This window comes from Streptosporangium sp. NPDC001681 (assembly GCF_040298085.1).
GTDB lineage: Bacteria > Actinomycetota > Actinomycetes > Streptosporangiales > Streptosporangiaceae > Streptosporangium.
Genome location: NZ_JBEOZN010000119.1, coordinates 18,893 through 30,381 on the forward strand (window position 1 = coordinate 18,893; position 11,489 = coordinate 30,381).

Below are 11,489 nucleotides of genomic sequence, written 5' to 3' on the forward strand. Positions count from 1 at the left end.
TGACCACCATAATTCAACAGTATTTCCCGATACTCGCCGTGGTATTTTGGTGGAATCTGGTGAATTAAAGGGAGTGAGTCAATGCTCGCCCAGCAGCGGCAGCAGGCGATCCTGGAGAGGGTGCGGAGCAGGGGCGGGGTCAGGGTCGCCGATCTCGTCCGGGAGCTCGGCGTGTCCGACATGACGATCCGGCGCGACCTTGAGGTGCTCTCCGAGCGCGGGCTGGTGGAGAAGGTCCACGGTGGCGCCACCGCCACCGGGTCCGGCTCGACCGAGGAACCGGGCTTCGCCGCCAAGTCGGCGCGCCAGCAGGCGGAGAAGGAGACGATCGCCCAGCAGGCCGCCCGGCTCGTCCGGCCCGCCACCGCCATCGCACTCTCCGCGGGAACCACGACCTGGACGCTCGCCCACCACGTGACCGACGTGCCCGAGCTGACCGTGATCACCAACTCGATCCGGATCGCCGACGTCTTCCACCGCTCCCCCAGGGCCGATCGCACGGTCGTGCTCACCGGCGGGGTCCGCACCCCCTCCGACGCGCTGGTCGGCCCGGTCGCGGTCACGGCGATCCGGGGACTCCACGTCGACACCCTCTTCCTCGGCGTGCACGGGATGAGCGCCCGAGCCGGGTTCACCACACCCAACCTGCTGGAGGCCGAGACCAACCGTGAGCTGGTCGCCTCCGCACACCGCCTGGTGGTGCTCGCCGACCACACCAAGTGGGGCACGGTCGGCATCAGCACGATCGCCGAACTGGCCCAGGCCCACATCGTGGTCACCGACTCCGGCCTGGCCGAGGAGGCCCGCGAGGAGCTCGCCGCCTCGGTGGGAGAGCTGATCATCACAGAGCCACAGCAGGAGAGCGAGAGCGTCGGCCGATGAAGCGTACGATCACCCATCTGGCCGACGGCCGGGAGCTGTTCTACTTCGACCGCCGCGACGACGCCGACCGCGGAGCGGTCGACGGACGCGACCTGCCGCCCCGCCCCACCGCCTCCGAGTTGCGTTACGACCCGCTGACCGAGGAGTGGATCGCGGTGGCCGGACACCGCCAGGGCCGCACCTTCCTGCCTCCGGCCAGCGAGTGCCCGCTCTGCCCTTCCACCTCCGGCAACCTCACCGAGATCCCCTCCGCGGCCTACGACGTGGTGGTCTTCGAGAACAGGTTCCCCTCGTTCTCCACCTATCTGGGCGACTATCAGCAGGTCGGCGGGTTGAGCGAGGTCCGTCCCGGGATCGGTCGCTGTGAGGTGGTCTGTTTCACCTCCGAGCACGACTCCTCGTTCGCGATGCTCCCCCCCGAGCAGGTGGAGCTGGTCATGGAGGCCTGGATCGACCGTACGGCGGAGTTGTCGGCGATGCCGGGCGTGGAGCAGGTGTTCTGTTTCGAGAACCGGGGAGCCGAGATCGGCATCACCCTGGCCCACCCGCACGGCCAGATCTACGCCTACCCCTACGTGACCCCGCGCACCAAGCTGACCCTCGGGGCGGCCGGGCGCCACCGGGAGCGGACCGGCGGCAACCTGTTCGCCGACGTGCTCGCCGCGGAGCGGGAGGCCGGGGTCCGGGTGGTGGCCTCGAACGAGCACTGGACGGCGTTCGTCCCGGCCGCGGCGCGCTGGCCGGTGGAGGTTCATCTCTACCCCCACCGGCAGGTCCCCGACCTGGTCGGGCTGGAGCCCGCGGAGCGCGCGGCGTTCGGACCGCTCTACACCGACGTGCTCCGCCGCCTCGACGCGTTGTTCGGTGTGCCGATGCCCTATATCGCGGCCTGGCACCAGGCGCCGGTCAACACCGGTCGTGACCTGTCGTACACGCACATGGAGCTGTTCAGCATCCGCCGCGCGCCGAACAAGCTGAAATATCTCGCCGGCTCCGAGTCGGCCATGGGTGCCTTCGTGAACGACGTGCTGCCCGAGGAGACAGCACACCTTCTGCGCTCTGTTGTCACGAACTAATCACCAATTGGTCTCGTCTTGAAGTCGCGTGACCCTGTGTTTACCACTACTATCCTTCCCACATCGGCTGCAACAGCCGATATGCCTAATCCCAGGCGCATCGCCCGGGAGCCGGGGAACCACCGCACCTGGGGTGAAACCACTTCGGTGGAAGGGCGTTCTCCAGCCCGAACCCGTCAGCTAACCCGGTAGGCGGAAGGAGAGGAGAGTTCGTGGCGGCCCCGTCCCCCACGTTCCGTCGGCATGCGGTTCTGGCCCTTTGTTTGAGCCTGGTCGCCATGTTCACCCTCGGTGCCCCCACCGCGGGAAGCGCGGAGCCCAAGCCGACCGAGGCCAAGCTCCGCGCCGAGCTGGCCAAGCTCGGCAAGAAGGTCGACGGGCTGATCGAGGCATACGCGGCCAAGCGCGAGTCCCTCAAGAAGGCGCAGAAGGCCGAAGCCGTCGCCAAGCAGAACCTGGCCAGGGCCTCCGACCTCTACGCCAGGGCGGAGAAGCAGGTCGACTCCATAGTCCAGCTCCGCTACCAGAGCAGCATCGGAGGCCTGCCCGCGCTGCTGTTCGCCGACGACATGGGGGGAGCCGCGGTGATGGAGCAGCTCACCGCCCAGCAGAGCGCGCACCTGCAGGGCTTCGCCGAGAGCTTCGAACGCAGGAAGAGGGCGACCGAGACGGCCGCCAGGCTCACCGACGAAATCAGGGAGGAGGCCAAGGAGATGCAGACCCAGCGTGACGAGGTCGAAGATCTGATCAAGGACATCAAGAACAGGCTCGACCAGCTCGCCCCCGTCGGCTCCGGGCGCCGCGCCGACGGCAGCTGGGCCCCGCAACTCCCCACCGGCGCCGACAACATCACCGACCGGACCCGGATCATGCGTGAGGCCGTCAAGAGACGCTTCGACCTCCCGTACGCCGTCGGTTGCTACCGGTCCGCGAACGACGGCGGCGAGCACCCCCTCGGCCGCGCCTGCGACTTCATGATGAGCACCGGCGGCACGATGCCCTCAGCCGCCAACCTCCGGCTCGGCGACGAGATCGCCGCCTGGGCCATCAAGAACAAGTCCAAGCTCGGAGTGAAGTACGTGATCTGGCGCCAGCGCATCAACCACGGCTCCGGCTGGAGAACCATGTCCAACCGCGGCGGCATCACCGCCAACCACTACGACCACCCGCACATCTCGATGTACTGAGCCGCCAGGCTCCTGAACTGCGGTGATCTCGCTGTAATCCCCTCTCAGGACACAGCGAGGTCCCCGAGACCCGGCACGATTCAGTCACTGGCGTTCGATTGGATGGGCGTATGACTGATCACGATGTGGCCCGTCTGCTGCCCGGTGTCCCGATGCTCCGCGACCTGTGCCGGTCCATGGCGGTGCTGGAGGCCATCCTGAGCCCGGAGTGGGAGAGCCGCTACCACTCCTTCGACGCGGGTTGGAGCCCGAGGGCGGAGATGGCTTACACGATCACACACCACCGACCCGCAACCACCACCTGAGCAGGGCGAGATGCCGCTGGCGAGGTATCTGCCCTTCCCTACGGATCTGGTGGTCAGGTGTCGTACAAGCCGTCCCAGGGTTCGTAGAAGCCGAGGTTGTTCGGGTAGAGCTCGGCGTGTTCGGTGCCTTCGAAGGTCTCGATGACGAGGCCGAAGAGCACGCCGTCGACTTCGCGGCGAAAGGGCCGGATGGCGATGTCGCCGAAGCGGAGGCCGGGGAGGGCATCGAGCCACTGCTTCAGCCGCTCCTGCGCTGCGTCGACGGCGGCCCGGTGGTTGTCGTCGGTCCCGGTGCGCTCGATGCGGGAGTCGAGGTGGTGGCCGGCGGCGTCGAAGGTGTGCAGGACGGCGTGCCAGCGTTTGTGCGCCTGCCAGTCGTCGGTGTGCGTGTAGCCCTCGGGGAAGGCGGCGACGACGGAGCCGAGGAACTGCCCGCCCTCCCAATGGCCGATGGTGTCGGTGTGGTAGTCGGGTTCGTAGCTGATGGGGATGATCTCGGGGACTGCCATGTGCGGGAGAGTAGCGATCGGGTCCGACATAGCCTTTGCACTGCGCATGACCCTGCTAACGGAAGTGCTGACACCGTCCCTGGACGCGAGTGGACATCCACAGAAGACGATTGTGTCGGGCCCGGCGCGGTGGCCGTCCGGAATCACTCAGACCGAGGAGGGCAGGGCACATCCAGGGCACATGGGTACGAGAAGCAGCAGGAAACGATGAGAACCAATGAACGCCGAAAGCCCAGCTCAGAACGCCTTCTAGGAGATCGCCGCAGGTCGTTCACGCGGGGCTGAGGACGGCCCGGAACTCACAACCTCCGCGGCCGAGACGCACGCGCTCCCCCGGTGGGCGGCCCTAAGCGGGTCAGTTGCGGCCGGTGGAGCCCTCGGGTGGGACGGGGGCGGTGGAAGCGCGTACCACCAGTTCGGTGGCGAGTTCGACGTGGTGGGAGTCGACTCGTTCGCCTGCCGCCAGGCGCAGGGCCGTGCGTACGGCGACGCCGCCCATCTCTCGCAGCGGCTGGCGTACGGTGGTCAGCGGGGGCGAGGCCATGCAGGCGACCTGGGTGTCGTCGAAGCCGACGATGCTGAGGTCCTCGGGCACGCGCAACCCTCGCGCCCTGGCCGCCTCCAGCACGCCGAGCGCGATGTCGTCGCAGCCGGTGAAGATGGCGGTGGGGACCTCAGGCAGGTCGAACAGGGCCGCGCCGCCCGTCACACCCTCCTGGTAGCGGAAGTGCCCCGCCCGTACGTAACCCGGAGGAACCGAAGCGCCTGCGGCCTCCATGGCGGCGCGGTAGCCGTGTAGCCGGGCCTGGTTGCAGGCGGCGGTGGCCGGGCCGCCGAGGTAGGCGATGCGCCGATGTCCGAGCGCGAGCAGGTGCTGCGTCGCGGCCAGGCCCCCGGCGAAGTTCGTCGAGCCGACGCTGGTGACCCCCCTGGTCTGCGGCAGGTTCAGCGGGTCGATCACGACCAGTGGCAACCGCACGCGGGACAGGGCGGCGAGCTGCCCGGCGGTCAACTCGCTGGTGATGGCGATCAGGGCCCGCCGTCCGGCCGTGACCAGGCCGCGCGCCCAGGCTCCGGCGCGGTCGGCGTTCGTCCGGATGCTCACCACGATCGCCGCGTCGACCTCGGCCCCGGCCTGCACAGCGCCCTGGACGATCTCGGTCGAGTACGCGTTGAGATCGGCGTCCAGCTCCACTTCGATCGTGTCCGGCACGGCCGCGTCGCCCCGGCGGCGCTGTGGCGGCGCGACGTAGTCGTGCTGCTCCAGCAACGACTCCACGAGGGAGCGGGTCACCGGGGAGACGTCACCTCGGCCGTTGAGCACCTTCGACACGGTCGCGACCGACACGCCCGCCGAGGCCGCGACCGTGGCCAGCGTGGCCCGTTTAGGACTGGCCGGCATCTGTTCCTCCCTGCTGTGTGGCGGAAGAGCCCGGTATCGGTTCCACATCCACACGGGTGACCAGTCGGCGGCCCAGGCCGACGTGACGCAGCGGGCCGGTCAATCGTATGTGGCCCCGGCAGGGCAGGTCGGACGCCGACGTGCCCACGAGCACCTCAAGGTCCCCCGGTTCGACGATACGCCGCAGGTCGCGCCCGGTGAACGCGGTCCGGTCGGCGGGCACGGTGAAGGTCGCCAGGGCGCTCGCGCCGGGCTCCAGCCGGACCCGGGCGAACCCGGTGAGCTGCCGCACCGGTCGGGTGACCTGGGCGACCACATCGTACAGGAAGAGCTGGACGACCTCCTCGCCCGCCCGGCCCCCGGTGTTGCGTACCCGCACCGACACGGTGAACTCGCCGTCGGTGGGCACCTCGGCGTCGCTGATCCGCAGGTCGTCGACCTCGAAGGTGGTGTACGAGGCGCCGTGCCCGAACGGGAACAGCGGGGTCGGGTCGAGATTGCTGATGCCGTGGCTGTTGGAGCCCAGCGGCGGCTGCAGGTAGGTGCCCGGCTGCCCGCCCGGACCGCGTGGGATCTGCACCGGCAGCTTTCCGCTGGGCTGCACCCTGCCGGACAGGACCCCGGCGACGGCCGCCCCGCCCTCCTCCCCGGGCATGAACGCCTGGACGAGCGCGGCGGCCGTCCCGGACACCCGGCCCAGCGCGTATGGACGGCCCGAGACGACGACCACCACGACCGGCGTGCCGGTGGCGGCCAGCTCGGCCAGCAGGTCCTCCTGCACGCCGGGCAGCCGCAGGTCTTCGGCGTCGCAGCCTTCGCCCGACGTACCCAGCCCGAACATCCCCGCCAGGTCGCCGACGACGGCCACGCACACGTCGGACTCACGAGCCGCCTGGAGTGCGGCGGCGAAGCCGGAGCGGTCGTCGCCCCGCACGTCGCAGCCCGGCTCGTGGATCAGCTCGGCATCGGGCAGCTCGGCCCGCAGCGCGTCGAGCAGGCTGGGTGCGGCCACGCCGAGCCCGAGCCCCGGATGACGGGGCAGCACGTGGTTGGGGAAGGCGTAGCAGCCCATGAACGTGTGCGGGTCGTCGGCGCAGGGGCCGACCACGGCCACCCGGCGCGGCCCCGGACGCCCTTCGCCGAACAACGGTAGCGCGGTGCCCGCGTCGAGCAGCACGATCGACCGCTCGGCCAGTTCCCGGGCCAGTGCCCGGTTGGCCGGCGAGTCCAGGTCCACGGTCCGTGCCCCGGCCACCGACTTCTCCGGTGTCCAGTCCGGGTCCAGCAGTCCGAGCTGCACCTTCTGCGTGAGCAGGCGCCGGGCGGCCCGGTCGACCAGGGACTCCGGCAGTTCGCCCCGCCGCACCCGCCCGGCGAGGTGCTGGCCGAAGCCGAGCGTGTCGGGCAGCTCGACGTCGATGCCCGCGGTCAGCGCCTGCACCCCGGCCTCGTCGGTGTCCGCGGCGACCTGGTGCGTCGTCGCGAGGAACGGGATCGCCCAGTAGTCCGACACCACCGTCCCGGTGAACCCCCACTCGTCGCGCAGCAGGTCGGTCAGCAGCCACGAGTCGGCCGCGGCGGGAACGCCGTCCACGTCGGAGTACGAGTTCATGACCGAACGCGCGCCGCCCTCGACGATGGCGGTCTCGAACGTCGGCAGGATCATGTCCATCAGCTCGCGCCGGCCCATCGGCACCGGGCCGTGGTTGCGGGCCGCCCGGGAGGCGGAGTAGCCGGCGAAGTGCTTGAGCGTGGCGATGATCCCGGCGCTCTCGAGGCCGCGCACGTAGGCCGCGCCGAGCATCGCGACGAGGTACGGATCTTCACCCATGGTCTCCTCGACCCGGCCCCAGCGGTAGTCGCGCACCACGTCCAGCACCGGCGACAGGCCCTGGTGGACGCCCACGGCACGCATGTCCCGCCCGATGGCGGCGGCCATCCGCTCCACCAGCTCCGGGTCGAACGTCGCGCCCCAGGCGATGGCCGCCGGGTAGACGGTCGCGCCGTAAGTGGTGAAACCGGTCAGGCACTCCTCGTGGACCAGCGCCGGGATGCCGAGCCGGGAATGCTTCACCACCTCGGACTGCAGCCGTACCACCTCCGCGGCGCCCTCCGCCGCGGTCACCGGAGCACTGCCGAACACCCGCGTCAGGTGGCCGAGCCCGTGGCGGATCGCCTCCTCGAAGGGCACCCTCCCCGAGGCCGCGAAGACGTCCTGCATCGGGGCCACGTTCGCCGGGCCTTCGGCCTCCTCCTCGGGCTCCCCGCCCTGGTCGGCCTGCATGTCGTTGCCGAGCCACCGGCTGCCGAGCTGGCCGATCTTCTCCTCCAGGGTCATCTCCTCAAGGAGGGCGTCGACCCGGTCGGCCACGGGGAGTGCCGGGTCCTGCCACGGACGGAGGATCCGGCCCGCCGCGGAGGCCCCATCTAGCGCCGTCATCTGCTCTCTCCTCAAGAAAAACTCACCCGGACAACTTTCCGAAACTTTTCGGTGCGTTGCGGTAGCCCTGCTCGAATCCTGGCGCACCTGAGTGACCAGGAAAAGCCCCAGATGAGAGTACCTCACACACCTTACATACGAAGCTCGTGCCGATATGAGGTCACCCCTTGACAGGCAAGTAGTAGAAATCTAAATTTGCGTGCCACGCGGCTTGTTTCGGAAATGTTTCGACATGCTGGGCTCAAGAAGAGTGGATGCCTGGCAGCGGAGGTGCTGATCCACGACCGACGACCACCGCCACTGATGTTTCACATGGAGCCGCGCCCAGCTCGGCATTCGACATACGGAGATCAGCGTGGAGTCAACGACACCATCTCGCCGCACCTTCCTCACCCTCTCCATGGGCATCCCCCTGGGAGCCGCGCTGGCGGCCTGTGGCACTTCCGGCCCCACCGCGGCGGGCGGAGGCGGAGGCGGCGGGACCAAGGCCACTTACTGGTACCTGGCGGTCCAGCCACAGGAGGGCGTGCGCACCCGGGCCGTGGAGCGGTTCAACAAGGCCAACCCCAACGGGCAGATCACCGGGACGATCCTCCAGAACGACGCGTACAAGACGAAGATCAAGACGGCGATCGGAGCGGGCCAGGCCCCCACCATCATCTGGGGTTGGGGCGGCGGGACCCTGCGCACGTACGTGCAGGCCGGCCAGGTGGAGGACCTCACCTCGTGGTTCGAGCAGAACGCCGCCGTGAAGGACCGGCTGTTCCCCTCCTCCTTCGGGGCGGCCACGATCGACGGCAAGATCTACGCGATGCCGTGCGAGACCATGCAGCCCATCGTCCTGTACTACAACAAGAAAATCTTCGACCAGGTCGGCGTGCAGCCGCCGGAGTCGTGGGGCGACATCATGGCCCTGGTCCCCAAGTTCAACGCCGCCGGCATCGCCCCGTTCTCCCTTGGCGGCCAGTCCCGCTGGACGAACATGATGTGGCTGGAGTTCCTCTTCGACCGCATCGGCGGCCCCGAGGTGTTCCAAGCCGTGTTCGACGGCAAGAAGGACGCCTGGTCCCACCCCGCCGCCCTCGACGCCCTGACCAAGCTGCAGGACCTCGTCAAGGCGGACGGGTTCATCAAGGGCTTCTCCTCGATCACGGCCGACTCCAACGCCGACCAGGCCCTGCTGTACACCGGCAAGGCCGCGATGATGCTGCACGGCGGCTGGACGTACGGCAGCATGTCGACCGACGGCGGTGACTTCGTCTCCGGCGGCCACCTCGGCTACATGAACTTCCCGCCGGTCGAGGGGGGCAAGGGCGACCCCAGCAACACCGTCGGCAACCCGGGCCAATACCTGTCGATCTCGTCCAACGCGACCGCCGAGCAGAAGGAGATCGCCAAGAAGTTCTTCGCCACCGCCGTGCTCAGTGACGAGGAGGTCAAGGAGTGGGCCGGCACCGGCGCGGTGCCGATCGTCAACGGCGCCGACAGCGCGTTCGCCACCGCCAAGGACGCGGACTTCCTGAAGTTCGTCTACGGCATCGCCAGCAACGCCAAGTCGTTCGCCCAGTCCTGGGACCAGGCGCTCAGCCCCACCGCGGCCGAGGTGCTGCTGGACAACATCGCCAAGCTGTTCCAGCTGTCGATCACGCCGCAGCAGTTCGTGTCCAACATGAACGCGGTCATCGGCAGTTGAGCGCGTTCGCCACCCCCGCTCGGAGGGGGACGCCGCCGGCCGCCACGCGAGAGGCCCGAGGCGGCGTCCTCCCGTGGCTGGCCGTGCCGGCTCTGGCGGTGTTCGTCGCCTTCGGGGTAATTCCACTGGTCGGGGTCCTGTTCCTCAGCTTCACGTCCTGGGACGGGCTCGGCGACATCCAGATGTCCGGGCTCACCAGCTGGTGGGCTGTGCTCAGCGACCCCGGCCTCCTGCACGCGCTGTGGGTGACGTTGCTGGTGATGGCCGCCTCCTGGGCGGTTCAGACGCCGGTCAGCATCCTGATCGGGGTGTTCCTGGCCGGGCACCAGCGCTATCGCGCGCTGCTGGCCGTGCTGTACTTCATCCCACTGCTGCTCAGCTCGGCCGCCGTCGCCATCGCCTACAAGGCGCTGCTCGATCCGAACTTCGGGCTCGGTGCCGGGCTGCACATCGGGCTGCTCGCACAGGACTGGCTCGGCGAGCCCTTCCTCGCCTTCAGCGTCGTGATCTTCGTGGTGTCGTGGCAGTTCATCCCCTTCCACTCGCTGATCTACCAGGGCGGCGTACGGCAGATCCCGCGCTCCATGTACGAGGCCGCCGAACTGGACGGCGCGGGCCGCGTCCGCAAGTTCTTCAGCATCACGCTGCCGCAGCTCAAGTACACGATCATCACGTCCTCCACCCTCATGGTCGTCGGGTCCCTGACCTTCTTCGACCTGATCTTCGTGCTGACCGCGGGCGGTCCTGGCGACGCCACCCGGGTGCTCGCCCTGGACATGTACAAGCGCGGGTTCCAGGCCAACCTCATGGGACCGGCCAGTGCCATCGCCGTCATCCTCGTCCTCGTGGGCCTCGCCCTGGCGTTGCTCCTGCGCCGGCTCGGCGGCAGCGACGCGGGAGCCAGCCAGCTGGAAGGGGCCTGACCATGGGCTTGACCCACACGACCGGGCTCAAGCGGACCCCGGCGGCCGAAACGGAACCGCGCCGGCGCCGACCGCGTCCAGGCGGCGAACGCCCCAACTGGCTGGGCGGGGCCGCGGGCTGGCTGTGGCTGGCGATCGTGATCGTGCCGATCTACTGGATCCTCATCACCAGCTTCAAGGCGCAGAGCACCTACTACGCCACCAACCCGCTGGCGCCGCCTACCGAGCCGACCCTCAGCAACTACAGGATGGTCATCGAGTCCGACTTCCCGCTGTACTTCCTCAACAGCCTCATCGTGACCGTCGGCGCGGTCGTCCCGGCGGTCACGGTCGCGTTCATGGCGGCGTACGCGATCGTCCGGGGCGGCGCCCACCGCTTCCTACGCGGGGTGAACTCGCTCTTTCTCATGGGGCTGGCCATCCCGCTGCAGGCGACCATCATCCCGATCTACCTGATCATCATCCGGCTGCGCCTCTACGACTCGCTGGCGGCGCTGATCCTCCCGTCCATCGCCTTCGCGATCCCGCTGTCGGTGCTGGTCTTGGCCAACTTCATCCGTGACGTGCCCAAAGAGCTGTTCGAGTCGATGCGGCTGGACGGCGCGGGCGAGATGACGACGCTCTGGCGCCTGGCCCTACCGCTCACCCTGCCGGCCGTGGTGACGGTGACGATCTACAACGCGCTGACGATCTGGAACGGATTCCTGCTGCCGCTGATCCTCACCCAGAGCCCCGACAAGCGCACGCTGCCGCTCGCGCTGTGGACCTTCCAGGGGCAGTACAGCGTGAACGTGCCCGCCGTACTCGCCTCCGTCGTGCTGACCACGCTCCCCCTCCTGATCCTGTACGTGGTCGGCCGCCGTCAGCTGCTCAGCGGCCTGACGGCCGGTTTCAGCAAGTGACCTTCCCCTGGCGGTACGTGGGCTTATGACGGATCAGATCTCGACGTACCAGCGCTCCGAGCCGCGGGGCGTCGCTCTCGCCTGACCGCAGGGCTCGCGGAGGTCCGGCCGAGCCGAGCGGTCCGGTTCTCCCCGGCATGGGTGGCCAAGCACGCCCCGGTGTGCTTGGC

At 68.9% G+C, this 11,489-nt stretch carries 10 protein-coding genes and 1 riboswitch; of the genes, 7 read left to right on the top strand and 3 right to left on the bottom strand.

Annotation, left to right across the window (positions count from 1 at the left end; translation table 11 throughout):
* Positions 1 to 81: 81 nt before the first annotated feature.
* From ABT130_RS37125 to ABT130_RS37140, 4 genes are all read left to right on the top strand, one after another.
* Complete coding sequence (locus ABT130_RS37125) at positions 82 to 882, top strand: DeoR/GlpR family DNA-binding transcription regulator (RefSeq protein ID WP_350929697.1); 801 nt, start codon at positions 82 to 84, stop codon at positions 880 to 882.
* Positions 879 to 1,958 (top strand): galactose-1-phosphate uridylyltransferase, encoded by a 1,080-nt coding sequence (gene galT / locus ABT130_RS37130; protein WP_350929698.1) that lies wholly within the window; start codon positions 879 to 881, stop codon positions 1,956 to 1,958. Before ABT130_RS37125 ends, galT begins: the two co-directional genes overlap by 4 nt.
* Before the next feature lie 72 nt (positions 1,959 to 2,030).
* A riboswitch (cyclic di-AMP (ydaO/yuaA leader) is annotated at positions 2,031 to 2,167 on the top strand.
* A 69-nt stretch (positions 2,168 to 2,236) separates the two neighbouring features.
* Positions 2,237 to 3,145 carry a coiled-coil domain-containing protein gene (locus ABT130_RS37135; RefSeq protein ID WP_350963666.1) on the top strand — a complete coding sequence of 303 codons (909 nt, stop codon included), beginning with the start codon at positions 2,237 to 2,239 and terminating at the stop codon, positions 3,143 to 3,145.
* A 110-nt stretch (positions 3,146 to 3,255) separates the two neighbouring features.
* A complete protein-coding gene (locus ABT130_RS37140) occupies positions 3,256 to 3,450 on the top strand; it encodes a hypothetical protein (protein ID WP_350963669.1) in 195 nt (64 codons plus the stop codon).
* Between the two features lie 53 nt (positions 3,451 to 3,503).
* On the opposite strand, the gene ABT130_RS37145 is transcribed toward ABT130_RS37140, so the two are convergent.
* The 3 genes from ABT130_RS37145 to ABT130_RS37155 form a co-directional block, all read right to left on the bottom strand.
* The gene (locus ABT130_RS37145; RefSeq protein ID WP_350963671.1) at positions 3,504 to 3,959 is read right to left on the bottom strand and encodes a hypothetical protein; all 456 of its coding nucleotides are present in this window, start codon (positions 3,957 to 3,959) and stop codon (positions 3,504 to 3,506) included.
* 355 nt (positions 3,960 to 4,314) lie between these two features.
* Entirely contained in the window at positions 4,315 to 5,361 is a 1,047-nt protein-coding gene (locus tag ABT130_RS37150) for a LacI family DNA-binding transcriptional regulator (protein WP_350963673.1), read from the bottom strand.
* Positions 5,345 to 7,801: a beta-xylosidase/alpha-l-arabinosidase gene (locus tag ABT130_RS37155; protein ID WP_350963675.1), complete on the bottom strand. Its 2,457-nt coding sequence runs from the start codon at positions 7,799 to 7,801 to the stop codon at positions 5,345 to 5,347. Before ABT130_RS37155 ends, ABT130_RS37150 begins: the two co-directional genes overlap by 17 nt.
* 355 nt (positions 7,802 to 8,156) lie before the next feature.
* On the opposite strand from ABT130_RS37155, the gene ABT130_RS37160 reads away from it, so the two are divergent.
* The 3 genes from ABT130_RS37160 (at position 8,157) to ABT130_RS37170 (ending at position 11,319) form a co-directional block, all read left to right on the top strand.
* Positions 8,157 to 9,494: an extracellular solute-binding protein gene (locus ABT130_RS37160; protein ID WP_350963678.1), complete on the top strand. Its 1,338-nt coding sequence runs from the start codon at positions 8,157 to 8,159 to the stop codon at positions 9,492 to 9,494.
* 83 nt (positions 9,495 to 9,577) lie between these two features.
* A complete protein-coding gene (locus tag ABT130_RS37165; protein ID WP_350963680.1) occupies positions 9,578 to 10,417 on the top strand; it encodes a carbohydrate ABC transporter permease in 840 nt (279 codons plus the stop codon).
* 2 nt (positions 10,418 to 10,419) lie between these two features.
* Complete coding sequence (locus ABT130_RS37170; protein WP_350963683.1) at positions 10,420 to 11,319, top strand: carbohydrate ABC transporter permease; 900 nt, start codon at positions 10,420 to 10,422, stop codon at positions 11,317 to 11,319.
* Positions 11,320 to 11,489: the final 170 nt, after the last annotated feature.

Excerpts from the sequence above, each read along its gene's own strand:
- ABT130_RS37135 (WP_350963666.1), top strand. The coding sequence starts at position 2,237 with ATGTTCACCCTCGGTGCCCCCACCGCGGGAAGCGCGGAGCCCAAGCCG.
- ABT130_RS37155 (WP_350963675.1), bottom strand. The coding sequence starts at position 7,801 with ATGACGGCGCTAGATGGGGCCTCCGCGGCGGGCCGGATCCTCCGTCCG.
- ABT130_RS37170 (WP_350963683.1), top strand. The coding sequence starts at position 10,420 with ATGGGCTTGACCCACACGACCGGGCTCAAGCGGACCCCGGCGGCCGAA.
- ABT130_RS37145 (WP_350963671.1), bottom strand. The coding sequence starts at position 3,959 with ATGGCAGTCCCCGAGATCATCCCCATCAGCTACGAACCCGACTACCAC.
- ABT130_RS37150 (WP_350963673.1), bottom strand. The coding sequence starts at position 5,361 with ATGCCGGCCAGTCCTAAACGGGCCACGCTGGCCACGGTCGCGGCCTCG.
- galT (WP_350929698.1), top strand. The coding sequence starts at position 879 with ATGAAGCGTACGATCACCCATCTGGCCGACGGCCGGGAGCTGTTCTAC.
- ABT130_RS37140 (WP_350963669.1), top strand. The coding sequence starts at position 3,256 with ATGACTGATCACGATGTGGCCCGTCTGCTGCCCGGTGTCCCGATGCTC.
- ABT130_RS37125 (WP_350929697.1), top strand. The coding sequence starts at position 82 with ATGCTCGCCCAGCAGCGGCAGCAGGCGATCCTGGAGAGGGTGCGGAGC.